The organism is Allobosea sp. TWI1241, from assembly GCF_039673065.1.
GTDB lineage: Bacteria > Pseudomonadota > Alphaproteobacteria > Rhizobiales > Beijerinckiaceae > Allobosea.
This window is the reverse complement of sequence record NZ_JBDJKW010000004.1, coordinates 208,020-227,317: the sequence shown is the minus strand read 5'-3', so window position 1 is coordinate 227,317 and position 19,298 is coordinate 208,020. Positions and strand designations below refer to the sequence as shown.

General features: G+C 69.6%; 19 protein-coding genes. 7 read left to right on the top strand and 12 right to left on the bottom strand.

Features of this window, described 5'->3' with window-relative positions; translation table 11 throughout:
- Window positions 1-9 precede the first annotated feature (9 nt).
- The 3 genes from ABE438_RS08030 to ABE438_RS08020 form a co-directional block, all read right to left on the bottom strand.
- On the bottom strand, window positions 10-498 hold the full coding sequence (locus ABE438_RS08030) for a tripartite tricarboxylate transporter TctB family protein (protein WP_346502060.1): 489 nt from the start codon (window positions 496-498) through the stop codon (window positions 10-12).
- A 159-nt stretch (window positions 499-657) separates the two neighbouring features.
- On the bottom strand, window positions 658-1,653 hold the full coding sequence (locus ABE438_RS08025) for a tripartite tricarboxylate transporter substrate binding protein (protein ID WP_346502059.1): 996 nt from the start codon (window positions 1,651-1,653) through the stop codon (window positions 658-660).
- Window positions 1,654-1,720: 67 nt separating this feature from the next.
- Complete coding sequence (locus tag ABE438_RS08020) at window positions 1,721-2,743, bottom strand: 4-hydroxythreonine-4-phosphate dehydrogenase PdxA (RefSeq protein ID WP_346502058.1); 1,023 nt, start codon at window positions 2,741-2,743, stop codon at window positions 1,721-1,723.
- 241 nt (window positions 2,744-2,984) lie between these two features.
- Between ABE438_RS08020 and ABE438_RS08015 the strand changes: the two genes are divergently transcribed.
- Window positions 2,985-3,671, top strand: coding sequence for a GntR family transcriptional regulator (locus ABE438_RS08015; RefSeq protein WP_346502057.1), 687 nt, complete (start codon window positions 2,985-2,987; stop codon window positions 3,669-3,671).
- 37 nt (window positions 3,672-3,708) lie between these two features.
- Here ABE438_RS08015 and ABE438_RS08010 read toward each other — a convergent pair whose 3' ends face one another.
- Window positions 3,709-4,797, bottom strand: a complete 1,089-nt coding sequence (locus ABE438_RS08010) for a mandelate racemase/muconate lactonizing enzyme family protein (RefSeq protein ID WP_346502056.1) — start codon at window positions 4,795-4,797, stop codon at window positions 3,709-3,711.
- A gap of 122 nt (window positions 4,798-4,919) precedes the next feature.
- On the bottom strand, window positions 4,920-5,915 hold the full coding sequence (locus ABE438_RS08005) for an MBL fold metallo-hydrolase (RefSeq protein ID WP_346502055.1): 996 nt from the start codon (window positions 5,913-5,915) through the stop codon (window positions 4,920-4,922).
- A 192-nt stretch (window positions 5,916-6,107) separates the two neighbouring features.
- Here ABE438_RS08005 and ABE438_RS08000 point away from each other — a divergent pair, with 192 nt between their 5' ends.
- Together ABE438_RS08000 and ABE438_RS07995 are read left to right on the top strand one after the other, a co-directional pair.
- Window positions 6,108-7,070, top strand: coding sequence for a LysR family transcriptional regulator (locus ABE438_RS08000; protein ID WP_346502054.1), 963 nt, complete (start codon window positions 6,108-6,110; stop codon window positions 7,068-7,070).
- 112 nt (window positions 7,071-7,182) lie between these two features.
- Window positions 7,183-8,307, top strand: coding sequence for a zinc-dependent alcohol dehydrogenase family protein (locus ABE438_RS07995; RefSeq protein WP_346502053.1), 1,125 nt, complete (start codon window positions 7,183-7,185; stop codon window positions 8,305-8,307).
- 37 nt (window positions 8,308-8,344) lie between these two features.
- Here ABE438_RS07995 and ABE438_RS07990 read toward each other — a convergent pair whose 3' ends face one another.
- The 6 genes from ABE438_RS07990 to ABE438_RS07965 form a co-directional block, all read right to left on the bottom strand.
- Window positions 8,345-9,061 (bottom strand): class I SAM-dependent methyltransferase, encoded by a 717-nt coding sequence (locus ABE438_RS07990; RefSeq protein WP_346502052.1) that lies wholly within the window; start codon window positions 9,059-9,061, stop codon window positions 8,345-8,347.
- Between the two features lie 55 nt (window positions 9,062-9,116).
- A complete protein-coding gene (locus ABE438_RS07985) occupies window positions 9,117-9,812 on the bottom strand; it encodes an ABC transporter ATP-binding protein (protein WP_346502051.1) in 696 nt (231 codons plus the stop codon).
- Window positions 9,813-9,815: 3 nt separating this feature from the next.
- Window positions 9,816-10,562, bottom strand: a complete 747-nt coding sequence (locus tag ABE438_RS07980; RefSeq protein WP_346502050.1) for an ABC transporter ATP-binding protein — start codon at window positions 10,560-10,562, stop codon at window positions 9,816-9,818.
- Window positions 10,559-11,509 (bottom strand): branched-chain amino acid ABC transporter permease, encoded by a 951-nt coding sequence (locus ABE438_RS07975; RefSeq protein WP_346502049.1) that lies wholly within the window; start codon window positions 11,507-11,509, stop codon window positions 10,559-10,561. Before ABE438_RS07975 ends, ABE438_RS07980 begins: the two co-directional genes overlap by 4 nt.
- A 2-nt stretch (window positions 11,510-11,511) precedes the next feature.
- The gene (locus ABE438_RS07970) at window positions 11,512-12,405 is read right to left on the bottom strand and encodes a branched-chain amino acid ABC transporter permease (RefSeq protein WP_346502048.1); all 894 of its coding nucleotides are present in this window, start codon (window positions 12,403-12,405) and stop codon (window positions 11,512-11,514) included.
- 153 nt (window positions 12,406-12,558) lie between these two features.
- Window positions 12,559-13,860, bottom strand: coding sequence for an ABC transporter substrate-binding protein (locus ABE438_RS07965; protein ID WP_346502047.1), 1,302 nt, complete (start codon window positions 13,858-13,860; stop codon window positions 12,559-12,561).
- 292 nt (window positions 13,861-14,152) lie between these two features.
- Between ABE438_RS07965 and ABE438_RS07960 the strand changes: the two genes are divergently transcribed.
- From ABE438_RS07960 to ABE438_RS07950, 3 genes are read left to right on the top strand one after another with little or no spacing between them, the layout of a single operon-like run.
- Window positions 14,153-15,298: a CaiB/BaiF CoA transferase family protein gene (locus ABE438_RS07960; protein ID WP_346502046.1), complete on the top strand. Its 1,146-nt coding sequence runs from the start codon at window positions 14,153-14,155 to the stop codon at window positions 15,296-15,298.
- On the top strand, window positions 15,295-16,446 hold the full coding sequence (locus ABE438_RS07955; RefSeq protein ID WP_346502045.1) for an acyl-CoA dehydrogenase family protein: 1,152 nt from the start codon (window positions 15,295-15,297) through the stop codon (window positions 16,444-16,446). The genes ABE438_RS07960 and ABE438_RS07955 overlap by 4 nt, the downstream gene beginning before the upstream one ends.
- Complete coding sequence (locus tag ABE438_RS07950; RefSeq protein WP_346502044.1) at window positions 16,446-17,306, top strand: HTD2 family dehydratase; 861 nt, start codon at window positions 16,446-16,448, stop codon at window positions 17,304-17,306. The genes ABE438_RS07955 and ABE438_RS07950 overlap by 1 nt, the downstream gene beginning before the upstream one ends.
- On the opposite strand, the gene ABE438_RS07945 is transcribed toward ABE438_RS07950, so the two are convergent.
- Complete coding sequence (locus ABE438_RS07945) at window positions 17,307-18,185, bottom strand: LysR substrate-binding domain-containing protein (RefSeq protein ID WP_346502043.1); 879 nt, start codon at window positions 18,183-18,185, stop codon at window positions 17,307-17,309.
- A 109-nt stretch (window positions 18,186-18,294) separates the two neighbouring features.
- On the opposite strand from ABE438_RS07945, the gene ABE438_RS07940 reads away from it, so the two are divergent.
- Window positions 18,295-19,296: a bile acid:sodium symporter family protein gene (locus ABE438_RS07940; protein WP_346502042.1), complete on the top strand. Its 1,002-nt coding sequence runs from the start codon at window positions 18,295-18,297 to the stop codon at window positions 19,294-19,296.
- The last annotated feature ends 2 nt before the right edge of the window (window positions 19,297-19,298 follow it).

Here is a 19,298-nt window from a genome sequence, read left to right as displayed (position 1 = left end):
TCGCTGGGATCAGAGGCCGAGGAGCATGTCGAGCGGCCCCTTGAGCAGGCCGACCTGGGCGAACTTCTCGAGGCCGAAATAGAACGCCGCGGCGGTGCCGATGGCGGTGGCGAGGCTGGGCAGCCAGCCGAAGCCGCCCTGGAAGCGCATCACGCCGGCGAGATAGACCACCGTCGCGGTGTACATGCCGCCGAGCACGCTCCAGACGACGAAGCCGAGCATGGGGAAGAAGAAGGAGGCGACGCGCTTGGCCTGAGCCCCGTCGAGGAAGCCCTCCGCCAGGGCCGCAGAGCCGCCGATGCGGCGCACGATCGTGGTGACGATGGTGCCGGCGCTGGCGAGCGCGATCAGAAGGCCGACATAGAAGGGGAAGGCGCCCGGCTGCGGGCCGGAGGAATCCCAGCCGACGCCGAATTCGCGCGAGCCCGTGACGATGACGAGGCCGAAGCAGAGGGTGGCGATCGCGGTGGCGATCTCGGCCTGGAAGCGCGTGATCATGAGCAGGACGCCCTTTCACTGATGCCGGTCTGCGGCTGCGATGCCGGGGCCCGCCGCGCGCGACGGGACCCGGCATCGCAGCCTGTGCCGAAGCCCGGGCCGACGCGTGGATCGGCCCGGGTCGATGTCATGGGATGATGATCATCCGCGAGGCCGCGGTCAGTTGACCGCCCAGCCCTCGGCCTTGAAGACCTTGGCGTTGGCCGCCTCGTCCTTGGCGACGAAGTCGGTGAACTCCTTGCCCTTCATGAAGCGGGCGGTCTGCGCGGTGCGGGCGATGAACTCGGCCCATTCCGGCGTCTTGGAGACCTTCTCCATCACGTCGGCGTAGAAGGCGACCGCGTCGGCCGGCACGTCGGCCGGCATCCAGACGGTGCGCGGCATCTGGAAGGACTCCAGCGGCAGGCCGGCTTCCTTGCAGGTCGGGATGTCGCCCCAGCCCTTGCCGTCATGGATCGGCTCGCTCTTGGCGAGGCGCACCGGCGAGAACACGCAGAGCGGCTTCACCTGGCCGGCCTTCCACTGGCCGACATTCTCGTTGGGGTTGTTGGTGTTGGAGTCGACATGGCCGCCGGCGAGCTGCACCGCCGCGGCGCCGCCGCCCTGGAAGGGCACGTAGATCCAGCGGGCGCCGGTGGCCTCCTGGATCATCGCCGTCAGGGTCTGGTCGGTGTCCTTGGACTGGCTGCCGGCCATCTTGAAGCCGCCCGGCTTGGCCTTGACCGCGTCGATATAGGCCTTGGCGTCGTTATAGGGCGAGTTGCCGTTGACCCAGATCAGGAACTCATCGAGCGCGAGGCCGGCAACCGGCGTCAGGTCCGAGACCTTGTAGCCGAGCTTGGCGACGTAGGGCAGCAGATAGGCGTTGTTGGTGCCGAAGACGACGCGGTGGGGGTCGCCCTTGCCGGCCTTGCCGTAGATGTAGCCCTCGGCGCCGCTGCCGCCGCCCTTGTTCAGCACGACGATCGACTGATCGACCAACTTGTGCTTGGCGATGATGGACTGGACGATGCGGGCGAAGTTGTCGGTGCCGCCGCCGGGACCCGAGGTGACGACGAACTCGATCGGCTTGGTCGGCTGCCAGGCGACAGCCGGGGCGGCCATCGCCGCGAAGGACGCGGCGGCGACGCCGGCCATGACACAGAGATGCTTCATCATTTCCTCCTTGTGGGGATACGCGTCTTGTCTGCGCGGCTCTTGGCGACCGCTTCCGGGACGATGATCAGGCCGCCTTCTTCTCGCCGGCCATCTTGATGGCGAGCGCGAGGGCGGCGCGGGTCGCGCCCAGATTGGCGATGCCCTTGCCGGCGATCTCATAGGCCGTGCCATGAGCCGGCGTGCAAATCGGGAAGGGGAAGCCGCCGATCAGGGTGACGCCGCGATCGAAACCCATGAGCTTCATCGCGATCTGACCCTGGTCATGATACATCGTCAGCACGGCGTCGAAATCGCCGTTCTTGGCGCGCAGGAACACGGTGTCGGACGGGAACGGCCCCTCGACCGTGAAGCCCTTCTCCTTGGCGAGCTTCACCGCCGGCTCGATCACGTCGATCTCCTCGCGACCGAAATTGCCGCCGTCGCCGGCATGCGGGTTGATGCCCGCCACGGCGATGCGCGGCGGGTTGAAGCCGGCGGCGCGCAGGTTCATGTCCGACAGCGTCAGCGCGCGCAGAATGCGCTCGCCGGTGATGTTCTTCGCCACCTCGGAGAGCGGGATGTGCGAGGTCACGCGGCAGTTCCACAGCCCCTCGAGCACGTTGAACTCGCTGGCGGCGCCCTCGAAGTCGATGGCGTCGCGCACGAAGCGGATCTCGTCGTCATAGCCCGGATAGGCGAAGCGCATCGCCGCCTTGTTGAACGGCGTGAAGAACACCGCATCGGCCTGGCCGGCAGCGGCGAGGCGCAGCGCGCGGCGGAAATTGTCGGTCGCGGCCTTGCCGCCGGCGAGCGTCGCCTTGCCGCGCTGCAGATCGGCCGGATCATGGTTCTTCAGGTCGACGAAGACCGGCTTGCCGGCGCCGGCGGGGATGGCGTCGCCTTCCCCGATCACCAGCAGGTCGGGCGTCAGGCCGGCATCGTCGGCGCCCATCTGAAACAGGCGCAGGTCGCCGAAGACGACATAGTCGGCGGCGGAGCGCAGATCGGCCTCGGCCAGGATGCGGGCGGTCAGCTCGGGGCTGATCCCGGACGGGTCGCCCATCGCCACAGCGATCGTTGGCAGAGAGGTTTGCGCCTGGGTGTTCATCTCGTCCTCCCGGTCGCCCGTCGCCGCGGGCCGATATCCATGAGAAGGCGGGTATCATGCGCATACGGGACGATCAAGTATTCTGTATGCAGCATAATTACATATGCCTATAGTGCGGGCGCGAGCCTTCCGTAAGGTAGCCGCGCAGAGGGGGAAACTGCCAGGGCCAGCGGATGGCGTCGCGCCACGTTGACAGCGCCAATTCGCCATGCCGTACAACAACAAGGAGCGAGGAGCGGCGATGAGCAACGATGTGGGAACGATGGACGGAAGCGCGGAGGGAATCCCGCGCATCATGCGCCGGACCCTGCACGACGAGGTGCTCGAGCGCCTGCGCGACATGATCATCGAGGGCCGCCTCACGCCGGGGCAGCGCATCAACGAGGGCGTCGTCGGCGCCCAGCTCGGCGTGTCGCGCACCCCGCTGCGCGAGGCGATCAAGACGCTGGCGAGCGAGGGGCTGGTCGAGATCCAGCCCGCCAAGGGCGCGATCGTCCGCCGCTTCAGCGCCTTCGACATGAAGAACATCCTCGAGGTGCTGAAGACGCTCGAGGAGCTCGGCGGGCGCATGGCCTGCGCGCTCGCCCCCGACGAGACCATCGCCGAGATTCGCGGCCTGCACGACGCGATGATGCGCTACTACGCCAGCCGCAACCGGCTCGAATATTTCAAGCTCAACCAGGCGATCCACAGCGCGATCGTCGCGGCCTCGGGCAATGAGGTGCTGGTCGAGATGCATGGCACGCTGCAGGCCCGCATCAAGCGCCTGCGCTTCATCGGCAACGAGGGCGAGGTCAAATGGGCCGACGCCGTCGCCGAGCACGAGCAGATGATCGAGGCGCTGGAGCGCCGCGACGCCGACCAACTCGCCACCGTGATCCGCATCCACATGGAATCCACGCGGCTGCGGGTTCACGACGTGCTCTGACGCAGGCGGGCTGCAGGACGGGGCCAGCGCCCCGGCTTCAGCCGCGCAGGGCCTCGAGCCCGGCCCAGTCGAAGACGATGCCGTGCCCCGGACGCGAGGGCGCGATCGCCAGCCCATCCTCGATGCGCAGCGGCTCGGCGATGTAGCGATCGAGCCCGAAGCCGTGTGCCTCCAGGAAGGCGCCGTTCGGGACGGCGGCCAGCAGGTGCACGGTGACGTCGTGCGCCCCGTGCGAGGTCACCGGCAGGTTCCAGGCCTCGGCGAGATGGGCGATCTTCATGAAGCTGGTGATGCCGCCGCAATTGGTGACGTCCGGCTCCGGGAAGGTGACGCCGCCCGTGGCGACCAGCTGCTTGAATTCCCACAGCGTGCGCAGGTTCTCGCCCGCCGCGATCGGCACGCCGCCCTCGCGGACGATGCGGGCATGGCCGGCGACGTCGTCGGGGATGATCGGCTCCTCGAGCCAGGTCAGCTCATGGGGCTGGAAGGCGCGCGCCGCGCGGATCGCCTCGTCGGCCGTCCATTTCATGTTGGCGTCGACCATCAGCGGGAAGCCGTCGCCGAGATGGGCGCGCATCGCCGCGACTCGCTCGACATCCTCCGAGAGCCGCTTGCGCCCGACCTTCATCTTGATGGCACGGAAGCCCTTCTTCAGGTTGTCGTCGGTCTGCGCCAGCAGCCGGTCGAGCGGGTAGTCGAGATCGATGCCGCCGGCATAGCAGCTGACGCGGTCGGCATGGCCGCCGAGCAGGTTCCACAGCGGCAGGCCGAGGCGCACGCCCTTCAGATCCCACAGCGCGATGTCCATGGCCGAGAGCGCCAGCACGGTCGGGCCGCCGCGGCCGCCATAATGCTGCGCCCACCAGACCTTGTTCCAGAGATGCTCGATGCGGTCGGCGTCCTCGCCGGCCAAAAGGTCGGGGATCTCCCGGCGCAGGATCGCGTCGACGGCGGCGCCGTTGCGCCCGCAGGTATAGGTGTAGCCCACGCCGGTGGCACCGTCGGCATCCGTGATGCGCACGGTGTTCAGCTCGAAGGCCGTCATCTCGCCATGCATGCTGTCGCTGACCGCGACCGCGAGCGGAATGCGATAGAAGCCTGCCTCGACCCTGCTGATGACGGCCATGATCCCTCCCCTGTGGCGCGCCCGGATGCGGGCGTCGTTATGGGGAGAGCCTAGGGCACGCCGGTGCGCCCGGGAAAGGCGCACCGGCGCATGGCTGGGCTACGCCGCGGCGCGGAGCGGCTTCAGCCGCGCAGCATCTGCATCGGCGCCGGATAGTAGCGGAAGCCGTCGCCCGCCTTGGCGAGATTGCCGAAGCCCGGCCAGGCGAAGTGATAGGACATCACCGGCATCTTCTCCTCGGCCAGCATGGTCAGAAGCCGCACGCGCGACTGCACCGCCTGCTTCGGATCGTGGTCATAGGCGAATTCCAGCCGCGGATTCTCGGTCAGCAGCACGGCGTGGTGCGTCAGGTCGCCGAGGAAGGCGAAGGACTTGCCGCCCGAGGCGACCTTGAAGATGTGGTGGCCGATCGAATGGCCCGGCGCCGCCAGCGCCTGCACGCCCGGCAGGAACTCCTGCTCGTCCTTGAAGAAGACGATGCGGTCGCGCACCGGCAGCAGGTTCTTGCGCGCATGCTCGATGAAGGCCTTGAGGGGCGAGCCGAGCTTGCCCTCGTCGGTCCAGAAATCGAAATCGAGCTGGCTGATATAGATCTGCGCGTTGGGGAAGATCGCCTTGCCGTCCTCGGTGCAGATGCCGCCGATATGGTCGATATGGGCGTGGCTGCAGACGATGGCGTCGACGTCGGCCGGCTTGATGCCCGCCTCCTGCATGCTCTTCAGCAGGCGCCCGGTGGTCGGCCCGAAGGCCTTGGAGAAGCCCATGCCGGTGTCGAACACCACCAGCCGGTCGCCGAAATTGACGATCGGCACGTTCTGCTCGAGCACGACATTGTCCGTCGGCAGGAAGTTGCTCGACAGCATCTGGGAGACCTGCTCCTTCGAGACGCCGAGGAAGTTGCTGCCGGGGTCGCCCAGCGGCAGCGGCCCGTCCGACACGACGGTGACCTCGGCGTTGCCAAGGGCGAATCGATAGAAATACGGGGCCTGCGTCTTGTCGATCGGCGCCTTGGCGAAGGCCGGCGCAGCCGAGGTCAAGGCCGGTCCGGCAAAGGCGAGCGCTGCCGCGCCGGACAGGAAACCGCGGCGACTGGCGGGCTGGGTGAGCGGATAGGACATGGCGATCCTCCTGATGAAGCGGGCTTGCTGCCGCCTTCCTAGGTCCGGCCTCGAAGCGGGGGAGCTCCGGCCGGGCGAGCAGGATGCACATGGTCTCCGGTGGACGGCCAATAGCGCTTCGCTCTACGCTGCATAAGCGAAAGCTGCGGCCCGCCCCGGAGGGGCCGCGTGGAGAGGGAGACCTGTCGGACGATGGATCTGCGCCAGCTGCGCTATTTCACGGCCATCGTCGAGCAGGGCTCGTTCTCGAAGGCGGCGACCAAGCTCAGGGTCGCCCAGCCGGCGCTGAGCCAGCATCTGCGGCATATGGAGGACGAGCTCGGCGTGCCGCTGCTGCATCGCGGCACACGCGGCGTCCAGCCGACGGAGGCCGGCGAGCGCCTGCTCGCGCGGGCGCGGGCCATCCTGGCGCAGTTCGCCGAGCTGCCGGACGAGGTGCGCGGCGAGAGCGCGCAGCCCGGCGGCGAGGTCCGCATCGGCCTGCCGGGCACGGTGAGCGAGCTGTTCAGCGTGCCGCTGATCGAGGCGGCGCGCGAGCGCTTCCCGGAGGTGCGCATCCGCATTGCCGAGGCGATGAGCGGCTTCGTGCTCGACTGGCTGCGCCGCGGCGATGTCGATCTCGCGGTGATCTACTCGACCTCCGACCCGAAGGGCCTCGGCATCCATCACGTGCTGACCGAGGAGCTCTGCCTGTTCGGCACGCCCGCCCTCGCGGCGGTGACGGCGGCGCCGGGCAGCCCCGTGACGCTGCAGGCGGCGGCCGGGCTCGACCTGATCCTGCCCGGCACCGGCCACGGCCTGCGCGACCAGATCGACGAGGCGGCGGCGAGCATCGGCGCCAGCGTCCAGGCGGCGATCGAGATCGAATCCTACACCCAGATCAAGCGGCTGGCGGAGCGCGGGCTGGGCTACGGCATCCTGCCGCGCATGGCGGTTCGCGAGCAGGAGCGCGCCGGCGTCTTTCGCACCTGGTCGATCGAGCAGCCGCAGATGTACCGCAAGGTCTACCTCGCCTATTCGACCGAGCGGCCGATGCCGAGCGCGACACGCGCCATCGGCCAGCTCTCCTGGGAGATCCTGCGGGGCCTCGTCGCCGGCGAAAGCTGGGCCGCGACCCTGGGCGAGGATGGCGATCCGCCCGCCTTATACGGCTGATCGGCTTTTCGTCTTTGACACGGGCCGGACGCGGCTCGAAGCTCCGGACACGAGCGGCTCCCCGCAGTCGGGGCAGCCGCATCGCACGCCAACGAGCCGCCGAGGAAACGCCGTGAAGACCCGCGCCGCCGTCCTGCACGAAAGCCCCGTCACCGCCCCTTACGCGCGCTCGCGCCCCTTGCGCATCGAGGAGGTCGAGCTGGCGGCGCCGGGCGACGGCGAGGTGCTGGTGCGGGTGCGCGCCGCCGGCCTGTGCCACTCCGACCTCTCGGTGATCGACGGCAACCGCCCGCGGCCGGTGCCGATGGTGCTGGGCCACGAGGCGGCAGGCGAAGTCGAGGCCGTCGGCCCCGGCGTGCACGACCTCAAGAAGGGCGACCGCGTCGTCATGGTCTTCGTGCCGTCCTGCGGGCATTGCGCCCCGTGCAGCGAGGGCCGCCCGGCCCTGTGCGAGCCGGGTAACTCCGCCAACGGCGCCGGCGCGCTGCTCTCCGGCGAACGCCGGCTCTCACTCGGAGGCCAGCCGGTGCACCACCATGTCGGCGTCTCCGCCTTCGCCGAGCATGCCGTGCTGTCGCGCCATTCGCTGGTGAAGATCGAGGCCGACATCCCGCACGAGATCGCCGCCCTGTTCGGCTGCGCCGTGCTGACCGGCGTCGGCGCCGCGGTGAACACCGCCAAGGTCCGCGCCGGCGAAACGGTCGCGGTGGTCGGGCTCGGCGGCGTCGGGCTGTCGGCCCTGCTCGGCGCTGCGGCCTGCGGCGCCTCGCGCGTCATCGCAGTCGATCTTTCCGACGAGAAGCTGACAATCGCCCGCGAACTCGGCGCGACCGACACGTTCAACGCCGGCGCGCCTGACGTGGTCGAGGCGATCCGCGCCGCGACCAGGGGTGGCGTCGACCACGGGCTGGAGATGGCCGGCTCGGTCAAGGCGCTGGACCTCGCCTACCAGATCACCCGGCGTGGCGGCACGACCACGACGGCCGGCCTCGCCAACCCGGGCCACACCCTGTCGCTGGCACCTGTCCGCCTCGTCGGCGAGGAGCGCACGTTGAAGGGCTCCTATGTCGGCTCCTGCATCCCGGTGCGCGACATTCCCCGCTTCGTCGAACTCTACCAGCGCGGGCGCCTGCCCGTGGACAAGCTCTGGACCAGTTCGAGCTCGCTCGACGAGATCAACGAGGGCTTCGACGCGCTGCACGAGGGCCGCACCATCCGCCACGTCATCCAGATGTGAGGCATGCAGATGTGAGACGTGCCGGCGGGCGGCGGCCTCAGCCGCGCGCCTGCCGGAAGCGGTGCATCCGCATCGGCTGGGCGAGCATGCGCCCTTGCGGGCCGGGCTCGCCATGCGCCTCGAAGCGTCGGGCGATCTCGGGGCGCGCCGCGTCCAGCAGGTCGCGCCGGGCCGGATCGGCCGCGACGATGCGCTCCAGGAAGACGTCCAGCGAGGCGAAGCGCTCGATCCGGTCCCATTCGCGCAGGTCGACCAGATCGGCGGGGCCGGCGGCGAAGGCGGCGAGCGCATCCTGCGCGGCGAGCCTGACCGCGGTCTCGTCCTCCAAAGGTCGCAGCGCCTCGAAGAACGGGCCCTGCGGCAGCGGCTCGATCACCAGCAGCGTTCCCGCCGGACCGACGACGCGCAGCGCCTCGGCGAGCGCGCGATCCATGCCGTCGAGCGGGACATGATGCAGGCTGTTGAGGAAGATCGCGCCGTCGAAGGCGGCGTCCACGAAGGGCAGTGCCTCGGCCCCGGCCTGGCGGATGTCGGCGTCCGACACCAGCGCGCGCGCCTCCGCAACCGCCCCGGGCTCGGGATCGACGCCGGTCACGACCGCGCCGCGCCTGGCGAGCGCCGCGACCAGGCGGCCCGGCCCGCAGCCGATATCGAGGATGCGCCGCCCGGCGAGCGGGGCGAAGGCGGCCTCGATCTCGGCCATGCTGTCGCCGGGCCGGCCGGCGCCCGTGGCGCCGCTGACGTGATCGCTCATGGAGGTCTCCCGAAGCAGGGGCCGGCAGCGGGCGCGCCGGCCACCCACGCGCCCGTCAGTGCAGCCCGGCCGCGGCGAGCGAGCTTGCGGCCAGCACGGTCTCGCTGACCTCGCCGCGCTCGATGGCATAGGCCTTCTCGGCGAAGCTGCGCAACAGGCTGGGATTGGACTCGGTGATCAGCAGCGCGATGTCGGGATGACTGTCGCGCAATGTGCGCAGCGCGGCGGCGTAGCGATTGGCCAGCACCGGGGCGAGCCCCTGGAAGGGCTCGTCCAGCAGGATCACCCGGCTGCCGACCATCAGCGCCCGCGCCAGCGCCGCCATCTTGCCCTGCCCGCCGGAGAGCCCGGCCGCCGGCCGGTGGCGCAGGTCGGCGAGCTCAGGCAGCACGGCGTAGATGCCGTCGAGCCGGCGGGCAATCTCGGCCGCTTGCAGCTTCATCACCTCGGCCGGCAGGCGGATATTCTCCTCGATCGAGAAGCTCGAGAACAGCCGCCGGTCCTCCGGCGCGTAGCCGATGCCGAGCCGCGGGCGCTCATGCGGCTTGACCCGGTCGAGCGGCGCGCCGTCGAAGCTGATGGCGCCGCCGGTCACGGTCATGAAGCCCATGATGGCGCGCAGCAGGCTGGTCTTGCCGGCGCCGTTGCGCCCGATCAGCGCCACCGTCGCCCCATCGGCCAGCGAGAGCGAGGCCCGGCGCAGCACCTGCACGCCCTCGATCTCGGCGGAGAGATCCCTGATCTCCAGCATGGCTCAGACTCCCACCCCGATCACGGTCTCCAGCACGTCGGGATGGTTCAGCACCTCCTCCGGCGTGCCCTCCAGCGCGATGCGCCCGCCCGACCAGACCGCGACGCGGTTGGCGTAGCGGGCGACGACGTCCATGTCGTGCTCGACGAAGACGGCGGTGGTGGCGCGTGCGTCGAGCACGCGGGTCAGCGTGTCCATCACCTGGAACTTCTCGGTCGAGGAGACGCCGCTGGTCGGCTCGTCCATGAAGATCAGCTTCGGTTCGAGTGCCAGCGCCACGGCGATGTCGATCAGCTTGCGCATGCCCTCGGGCAGCTCGCGCACGACGCGGTCGCCGATGTCGCGCAGGCCGACGAGTTCCAGCAGCTCCCACATCTCCTCCGCCTTGGGATGCCGCTCCATCACGAGGAAGGGCGACCAGCTGCCCTCGCGCGCGCTCAGCGCCAGCAGCAGGTTGTCGATCACCGTGTTGTCGAGGAAGAGCTGCGGAATCTGGAAGGAGCGGCCGATGCCGAGCCGCGTGATGGCGCGCGGCGACAGCCGCGTCACGTCGCGCCCGTCGAAGATCACCCGGCCCGATTGCGGCTTGAGATAGCCGGTGCACAGGTTGATGAAGGTGGTCTTGCCGGCCCCGTTCGGCCCGATGATCGCGATGCGCTCGTTGGCGCGCACCGTCAGCGTGGCGCCCGCGGCGGCCTGGACGCCGCCGAAGCGCAGGTTGAGGTCGTCTGCTTCGAGAATGGCGCTCACTGGCCGCCCTCCCTGCGCACGGCCCGGCCCAGCTTGCCGGAGAGGATGCCGAACAGCCCCGCCGGGGCGAAGAAGATGATCGCCAGCAGCATGATGCCGAGCACGGCGTGCCAGGTCTCGGGCGCGTAGACCGCCGCATAGCCGCGGATGATCTTGAACATCAGCGCGCCGAGGAACGGCCCGGCGACGCCGCCGATGCCGCCGAGGATCGCGATGAAGACGAACTCGCCTGAGCGGACCCAATAGGCCAGCTCCGGCGTGACATGGCCGGAGACCAGCGCGATCACCGCCCCGCCAAGCCCCGCCAGCAGGCCGGAAAGCACATAGGCGCCATAGAGCACCTTGCGCGGCGAGACGCCGAGATATTCGAGCCTCGTCTCGTTCGACTTGATCGCCTCCAGCGCCTTGCCGCCGGGCGAGAGCAGATAGCGCGCGACGAAGAGGGCCGCGACGATCGCCAGCACGAGCGTGAGATAGAAGATTGTCAGCTCGAACTGCTCGCGCCCGAGCTCGATGCCGGCGAAGGTCGGCCGCGGCACGCGCTTGCCGTCGGCGCCGCCGGTGATCGAGAACAGTTTCTCCAGCAGCGAGAAGAACACCATCGAGATGGCGAGGTTGAGCATGCCGAAGAAGATCGCGCGGTAGCGCACGACGAACAGGCCGACGATCGCCGCCAGAAGCCCCGAGGCCGCCATGCCGACCGGGATCAGCACCAGCGCCTCATGGCCGAGCCGGGCCGTGGCGAGGAAGGCAACGGCATAGGCGCTGAAGGAGAAGAACAGGCCGTGGCCGAAGGAGACCTGCCCGGCGCGCAGCAGGACGAGGATGCCGAGCGCCGCCAGCCCCTCGCACAGCGCCAGCGTCAGGATGACGGTGGACCAGGGCGAGAACAGCGGGAAGACGGCGAGCGCGACGATCAGGACCGCGCCGATGACGAGCTGGCGCATGGTCAGACCTTCCTCGTCTGCAGGGTCGAGAACAGGCCCTGCGGCCGGACCAGCAGCACGATCATCATGATCAGATAGGGGATGAGAACGTCGAATTCCGGCGCGAAATACACTGCGACCGAGCGGCCGAGGCCGATCAGCAGCGCCGCCACCGCGGCGCCCTCGATGCGCCCGAGGCCGGCCGTCGCCGCGACGGCGAAGGAGAGCACCAGCGTGCCGGCGCCGATGCCGGGCGTCAGCGAGGTGGTGGCGGAGGCGAGCGCCCCGCCCAAGGCCGCCAGCGAGGCGCCGATGATGAAGGTGATCAGGTAAACCCGCGCGGCGTCGATGCCCATGGCGGTCGCCGCCTCGCGATCCTGCGTCACCGCGACGATGGCGCGGCCGAAGCTGGTGCGGCGCAGGAAGAAGCGCAGGCCGAGCAGGACGGCCAGCGCCACCAGCGGCATCAGCAGGAGTTGGTAGCTGGTGTAGTAGATGCCGAAGACCTCGACCGTGCCGAGCCAGTTCATCGGCGCGTTGGCGAAATAGGGCTGCACGCCGAAGACGACCTTCTGCGCGTCCTCGAGGATCATGAAGACGGCGAAGGTGACGATGAGCTGCAGCACCTCCTCCTTGCCGTAGATCCGGCGCAGCAGGATCATCTCGGTCAGCCCGCCGAGCACGACGCCGACCAGCACGGCGGCGATCAGCAGCATCGGGAAAGCGAGCCACGTCGGCAGGTTGGCCGAGCCGATGGCGAGCACCCCGGCGGCGGCGACATAGGCGCCGATGGCGTAGAACGAGCCATGGGCGACGTTGATGATGCCGAGGACGCCGAAGATCAGCGACAGCCCGACCGCGACCAGGAAGATCAGCGAGCCATAGGCCAGGCCGTCGAGCGCGGCCAGGAGGAGCATTTCTGGAGCCATGCCGTCCGTTCTTCAGATTTCGATTCAAGCGCTTCGCGTGGCGCCGCAGGGCGGCCGGGCCGGCGGGACGACCCGCGCCGCTAGCAGCGGCTTTCGGATCGCCCCGCCCTGCCCGCGTTCAGGCGCGGGAGGCGACCTGCCTCACTTCGCGTAGTCGAAGGTCTCGATCGACTTGTCGGTGACGAGGTCCGGCTTCACCTTGGCGAACCAGTCGAGCGACTTCTCTCCGACCGGCGTCGTCACCAGCTTGCCGGGATAGATCGCCATCTTGTCGTAGACCGCGAAGGGATAGTCCGGCACGCGCTTGGTGGTGCCGAGCATCTGGTCCTCGAGGCCCTGATGGTCGGAGCGGATCGAGATCGTGCCGGTGAGCGACTTGAACTCCAGCCCCTCGAAGGCGGCGATCACCTGCTCCTTGGTCGGCCATTTGCCGCCAGCGGCCTTGCCCGCCTTGTCATAGGCCGCGACGAGGCCGGTCAGGGCCTGCTGCATATGGAAGGTCGGGTAGATCGGATAGACGCCGGTCTTGTCGCGGTACTTCTTGACGAAGGCCTGCATCTCCGGCGTGTCCTTGGTCTTCGGATGGCGCCAGTAATGGTCGCCGCGCGCGCCGACGATCACGCCCTCGGGCAGCACGCCGCCCAGCCGCTCCAGCGAGCTCTCGGCCAGCGGCAGCACGAAGGTCGACTGCTTCAGCAGGCCGCGGGCCGCCGCCTGCTGCACGAAGGTGTCGAGATCGCCGCCCCAGGAGGTCGAGAGCACAACGTCCGGGCGCAGCGCCGAGAGGCGGGTGATCTCGGTGGAGAAGTCGGGCGCGCCGAACTTCGGGAAGAGCTCTGCCACCACCTTCACATCGGGCTTCAAGGCCTTGAGCCCGGCTTGGAACAGCGCCCAGGACTCACGGCCCCAGGCGTAGTCCTGGTTGACGACCGCGATCGTCTTGAAGTCCGGCTTGGCCTTCATCAGGTAGAGCAGCGTCGCCATCATCTCGGCGCCGGCATGGCCCTGGGTGCGGACGGAATACTTCCACTTGCCGTCCTCGAAGATGGTCTGCGTGCCGCAGTCCCACATCACGTTGACGACCTTGAGGTCCTCCGCGACCGGCGCCAGCGCGTTGCAGGAGCCGGACGAGATCGCGCCCAGCATCACCTGCGCGCCCTGCTCCTGCACGACGCGGCGATATTCGGAGAGCAGCTGGTTGGTGCCGGCGCCCTCGTCGACATAGACCGGCTTCACCGGCACGCCGAGAATGCCGCCCTTGGCGTTGATCTCCTCGATCAGCAGATCGGCGGCGTTGCGGCCCGGCACGCCGAAGACCGAGGCCGGTCCCGAGAGGAAGGTGGCGATGCCGACCACCAGCTCCTTCGGCTTGTCCTGCGCGGCGGCCGGCAGCGCCATCAGCGCTCCCGCAAGGGCCATCGCGCCCCATTTCATCCTGGTCATGACGCTCCTCCTCGAACCGTTTTCGACACGGCACGGCGCTCTTCGCGACGCCTGGCCCGTGGCTGAAGGGGCGCACAGCGCCGCCGGGGCGGCAAGTAGGATAAAGCGATGCACCCCATAGGCTTTTACTATAGGCGCCATGCCGGCCAGGCACGGCTGGAGCCTATGGCCGCCATCGTAAAACGCTATTTGACTTGGGCAAGCCGGCCGGTTCCGTCTCGGCTTTCGACGACCGTGACGGATGACGGGGACGGCACGACGCCGCCCGCTGGAACAGGGCAATGGGTTGAGGATGGCCGACGCACTCGAAGGGATACTCGTGGTCGCGCTGGAGCAGGCCGTGGCCGCGCCGCTGGCGACCTGCCGGCTGGCCGATGCCGGCGCCCGCGTCATCAAGCTGGAGCGCGCCGAGGGCGACTTCTCGCGCGGCTATGACGACTACGCCAACGGGCTGTCCTCCTATTTCGTCTGGATCAACCGCGGCAAGCAATCCTGCCGGGTCGACCTCAAGGACCCGACCGACCTTGCCATGGTCGAGACGATGCTGGGGCAGGCCGACGTCTTCGTGCAGAATCTCGCGCCCGGTGCCGCCGGCCGCCTCGGCATCGGCAGCGAGGCGCTGCGCGCCCGCTATCCGCGCCTGATCACCTGCGACATCTCCGGCTATGCGCCCGGCACGCCGCATTACACCCGCAAGGCCTACGACCTGCTGATCCAGGCCGAGGCGGGGCTGGCCGCGATCACCGGCAGCGCCGAATCGGGCGCGACGCGCATCGGCATCTCAATCGTGGACATCGCCACCGGCAACGCCGCCTATGCCGCGATCCTCGAGGCGCTGCTGCGGCGGGCGCGCACCGGCAAGGGCTCGCATATCGCGCTGTCGCTGTTCGACACTGTCGCCGACCAGATGAACGTGCCCTATCTGACACGGCGCTATGGCGGCATCGAGCCGCCGCGGCTCGGCCTCGCCCATCCCTCGATCGCGCCCTATGGCGTGTTCGGGCTGGCCGACGCCGAGATTCTGCTCTCGATCCAGAGCGAACGGGAATGGCGCATCCTGGTCGAGGAGGTGCTGCGCGATGCGGCGCTGGCGGCCGATCCGCGCTTCGCCAGCAACGTGCTGAGAGTACGCAACCGCCCGGCGCTGCAGGCGGCGATGCAGGCGATCCTCTCCCACCGCAGCTTCGCGGAGACGGCGCAGGCCCTCGATGCGGCCCGCATCGCCTATGGCACGGTCTCCAGCGTCGGCGACCTGATCGACCATCCCGCCGCCACGACGCTCGAGGTCGGCACGCCGAACGGCCCCGTCTCGGTGCTGGCGCCGCCGGCGATCGTCGACGGCGAGCGCACGCGGCTGAAGCCCGTGCCGGCGCTCGGCGCCCATGACGAGGCGCTGCGGCGCGAATTCGCGCCGGCGGCCCGGAGCGCGCGGGCATGAGCGAAGCCCATGCCGAGATCCGCGACGCCGTCGCCCGCCTCTGCGCCGATTTCCCCGGCGAGTACTGGCGCAGGCTCGACCGCGAGATGGCCTATCCGGCCGAGTTCGTCGCCGCGCTCACCGAGAGCGGCTTCCTTTCGGCGCTGATCCCCGAGGAATTCGGCGGCGCCGGCCTGCCGCTCTCGGCGGCGGCCGTGATCATGGAGGAGATCCAGCGGCAGGGCTGCAACGGTGCCGCCTGCCATGCGCAGATGTATGTGATGGGCACGGTTCTGCGCCATGGCAGCGACGAGCAGAAGCGCCGCTACCTGCCGAAGATCGCTTCGGGCGAACTCAGGCTGCAGGCCTTCGGCGTCACCGAGCCGACCAGCGGCACCGACACCACCGCACTGCGCACCACGGCGCGGCGCGAGGGCGACCGCTACGTGATCAACGGCCAGAAGATCTGGACGAGCCGCGCCGCGCAGTCCGACCTGATGCTGCTGCTCGCCCGCACCACGCCGCGCGAGCAGGTCGCCAAGCGCACCGACGGGCTCTCGGTCTTCATCCTCGACATGCGCGAGGCGCTGAAGGACGGCCTCACCATCCGGCCGATCCGCACCATGATGAACCACGCCACCACCGAGGTGTTCTTCGACAACGTCACGGTGCCGGCGGCCAATCTCGTCGGCGAGGAGGGCAAGGGCTTCCGCTACATCCTCTCCGGTATGAACGCCGAGCGCATCCTGATCGCAGCCGAATGCGTCGGCGACGCCAAATGGTTCATCGACAAGGCCTCCACCTATGCGAAGGAGCGCCATGTCTTCGGCCGGCCGATTGGCCAGAACCAGGGCATCCAGTTCCCGATCGCCAAGGCCTACGCCAATATGCGCGCCGCCGAGCTGATGGTGCGCGAGGCGATCGCGCTCTATGAGGCGGGCGAGAACCCAGGCGCGGAAGCGAACATGGCCAAGATGCTGGCGGCGGACGCCTCCTTCGAGGCCGCCAATGCCTGCGTGCAGACGCATGGCGGCTTCGGTTTCGCCGAGGAGTACGACGTCGAGCGCAAGTTCCGCGAGACGCGGCTCTACCAGGTGGCGCCGATATCGACCAACCTGATCCTGTCCTATCTCGCCGAGCACGTGCTCGGCCTGCCGCGGTCCTATTGATGACACTCGACCTGTCGCATCTCTCCCAGTGGACCGGCCGCCGCGAGGAGTCGTCGGACATCGTCACGCCGCGCCTCGTCGAAAGCTTCGCCGCGACCTTCGCCCCGCATCTGGCGCCCTGCCCCGAGGGCGAGGCGCCGCTCGCTTTGCACTGGTGCCTCGCACCGCCGATCGCGCCGATGGCGGCGCTCGGCGAGGACGGCCATCCCAGCAAGGGCGGCTTCCTGCCGCCGGTGCCGCTGCCGCGGCGCATGTGGGCCGGCGGGCGGATCGAGAGCCACGGACCGCTGCTGACCGGCGAGACGGTGACCCGCCATTCGACGATCGGCGACATCACCGCCAAGGACGGGCGCAGCGGCCCGCTCTGCTTCGTCGCGGTGGCACACGAGATCGTCACGCCGCGCGGCGTCGCGCTGCGCGAGCGGCACGACATCGTCTATCGCGAGGCGGCGACGCCCGGCGCCTCAGCCCCGCCGAAAGCCGCCGCCCCTGCCGAGCCGCGTGCCGCCGATCTGAGCTGGACGGTCGACGCCTCCCCGGTGCTGCTGTTCCGCTATTCGGCCCTGACCTTCAATGGTCACCGCATCCATTACGACATGCCCTATGTCATCGGCATCGAAGGCTACGCCGGGCTGGTGGTGCACGGGCCGATCCAGGCGACGCTGCTGCTCAACATCGCCGCGACGCTGACCGGCACGCGCAGCCTCGCGCTCGACTATCGTGGCCTCGCGCCGCTGATCGCCGGGGAGCCCTTCCGGGTGAAGGCGGCGAGCCGGCCAGATGGCAGCGTCCTCACCTGGACGGAAGGCGCCGACGGCCGCGTCCGCATGGAGGGAACGGCGCGCCCGCTGCCCGCCTGATCAGCGCCCGCGACGCGGACCGGCGGCGAGACGCGCCCCGCCCTCGACCAGCGCCTGCGCCAGATCGGCCGCCGCTCCGCGCAGCCGACGCGCCGAGCCGACCACCACGAACTCGACCTCGCCCAGCGCCGGCAGGCCGCTCGTCGCCGTGACGTCGACCAGCCCGGCCGGCATCAGGCTGCGCGAATGCGGCATCACGCCGAGCCCGGCCTGCACCGCCGCCGAGAGGCCGCTGAGGCTGCCGGAGGTGCAGGCGATCCGCCAGGCGCGGCCGGCGCGGTCCAAAGTCGCGATGGCGAGTTCGCGCGAGACGCTCGGCGGCGGATAGAGCACCAGCGGTACCGGCTGGTCGGGATCGTGCGCACGCTCGCCGCCGATCCAGCCGATCTCGTCATGCCAGACCGACCGGCCGCGCTCATCGCCCTCGCGCCGCTTGCAGAAGATCAGGTCGAGCGCGCCATGGTCGAGCTGCTCGTAGAGCAGTTCGCTGAGCCCGACCGTCAGTTCGAGATCGACGCTCTGATGGCCGCGCACGAAGTCGCGCAGCAGCCCGGGCAGGCCCGACAGCACGAAATCCTCGGAAGCGCCGAAACGCAGCCGCTCGCGCACTACCGTGCCACCGAAGAAGCCGCGGGCGCGGGCGTCGGCGGCGAGAATCTGGCGGGCGAAGCCGAGCATCGCCTCGCCATCCGCGGTCGGCGCCACAGAATGGGTGTCGCGGCGCAGAAGCTGGCGGCCGGCGGCCTTTTCCAGCTTGCGCACATGCTGGCTCACCGCCGGCTGGCCGAGGCCGAGCCCCGCCGCGGCGCGGGTGAAGCCGCCCGCCTCGACGACGGCCACGAAGCTGCGCAGCAGGACAGGCTCGAAAGGCTCGGACACCGTGCGCTCATTACGAATTGCAATGACACTTATCCAACCAGCCAGCGTTCCGTGATGCAAGCGCCCAGCCTAGATGAGGAGCCTCACGCAACTTCAGGCGCGCTCCCGCATGTCCCTCGCCCGTTTCAAGCCCGATCCCTTCCTGATGGCGCTCTTCGCCACGGTGGCGCTCGCCTCGGTCTTCCCGGCGCGGGGTAGCGGCGCCGACCTGCTCGAGATCGCGACCAATCTGGCGATCGCGCTGCTGTTCTTCCTGTACGGCGCGCGGCTCGCCCCGCAGGCTGCGCTCGACGGGCTGAAGCACTGGCGCCTGCATGGGCTGGTCGTCGCGGTGACCTTCCTGGTCTTCCCCGCGCTGGTGCTGGGGCTGCGCGCGGCCTTGCCGGAGCTGCTGCCGGCGCCGCTCTGGACCGGGCTGATCTATCTCTCGGTTCTGCCCTCGACGGTGCAGTCCTCGATCGCCTTCACCTCGATCGCCGGCGGCAACGTCCCGGCGGCGCTGTGCGCGGCGACGCTGTCGAACCTGCTCGGGATGATCGTGACGCCGCTGCTGACCGCCCTGCTGCTGACCCCGCAGGGCCATGGCGTCTCCGCCGGCGCGCTGGGCGACATCCTGCTGCATCTGATGCTGCCCTTCGCCGCCGGGCAGGCGGCGCGGCCACTGATCGGCGACTGGCTGGCGCGCCACAAGCGCATCCTCGGCCCGGTCGACCGCAGCTCGATCCTGCTGGTGGTCTACACCGCCTTCGGTGAGGGCGTGAAGCAGGGCATCTGGCAGCAGATCGGCTGGACGCAGCTGGCGATCCTGGCCGCGGTCAATCTCGCGCTGCTCGGCGTGCTGCTGGCCGGCACCACCGGCCTGTCGCGCCTGCTCGGCTTCTCCCGCGCCGACGAGATCGCCATCGTCTTCTGCGGCTCGAAGAAGAGCCTGGCCTCGGGCCTGCCAATGGCCGGCATTCTGTTCGCCGGGCCGCAGGTCGGCATGGTGGTGCTGCCGCTGATGCTGTTCCACCAGATCCAGCTGATCGCCTGCGCCGTGCTGGCCAAGCGCTATGCCAAGGCGGGGACGGCGCAGGCGCTGCCGGTCGCCGCGGCCCCGGCCGAGGGCTGAGC

Coding starts and splice junctions, on each gene's coding strand:
- ABE438_RS08030 (WP_346502060.1), bottom strand. CDS start 498: ATGATCACGCGCTTCCAGGCCGAGATCGCCACCGCGATCGCCACCCTC.
- ABE438_RS08025 (WP_346502059.1), bottom strand. CDS start 1,653: ATGAAGCATCTCTGTGTCATGGCCGGCGTCGCCGCCGCGTCCTTCGCG.
- ABE438_RS08020 (WP_346502058.1), bottom strand. CDS start 2,743: ATGAACACCCAGGCGCAAACCTCTCTGCCAACGATCGCTGTGGCGATG.
- ABE438_RS08015 (WP_346502057.1), top strand. CDS start 2,985: ATGAGCAACGATGTGGGAACGATGGACGGAAGCGCGGAGGGAATCCCG.
- ABE438_RS08010 (WP_346502056.1), bottom strand. CDS start 4,797: ATGGCCGTCATCAGCAGGGTCGAGGCAGGCTTCTATCGCATTCCGCTC.
- ABE438_RS08005 (WP_346502055.1), bottom strand. CDS start 5,915: ATGTCCTATCCGCTCACCCAGCCCGCCAGTCGCCGCGGTTTCCTGTCC.
- ABE438_RS08000 (WP_346502054.1), top strand. CDS start 6,108: ATGGATCTGCGCCAGCTGCGCTATTTCACGGCCATCGTCGAGCAGGGC.
- ABE438_RS07990 (WP_346502052.1), bottom strand. CDS start 9,061: ATGAGCGATCACGTCAGCGGCGCCACGGGCGCCGGCCGGCCCGGCGAC.
- ABE438_RS07985 (WP_346502051.1), bottom strand. CDS start 9,812: ATGCTGGAGATCAGGGATCTCTCCGCCGAGATCGAGGGCGTGCAGGTG.
- ABE438_RS07975 (WP_346502049.1), bottom strand. CDS start 11,509: ATGCGCCAGCTCGTCATCGGCGCGGTCCTGATCGTCGCGCTCGCCGTC.
- ABE438_RS07970 (WP_346502048.1), bottom strand. CDS start 12,405: ATGCTCCTCCTGGCCGCGCTCGACGGCCTGGCCTATGGCTCGCTGATC.
- ABE438_RS07965 (WP_346502047.1), bottom strand. CDS start 13,860: ATGACCAGGATGAAATGGGGCGCGATGGCCCTTGCGGGAGCGCTGATG.
- ABE438_RS07960 (WP_346502046.1), top strand. CDS start 14,153: ATGGCCGACGCACTCGAAGGGATACTCGTGGTCGCGCTGGAGCAGGCC.
- ABE438_RS07955 (WP_346502045.1), top strand. CDS start 15,295: ATGAGCGAAGCCCATGCCGAGATCCGCGACGCCGTCGCCCGCCTCTGC.
- ABE438_RS07950 (WP_346502044.1), top strand. CDS start 16,446: ATGACACTCGACCTGTCGCATCTCTCCCAGTGGACCGGCCGCCGCGAG.
- ABE438_RS07940 (WP_346502042.1), top strand. CDS start 18,295: ATGTCCCTCGCCCGTTTCAAGCCCGATCCCTTCCTGATGGCGCTCTTC.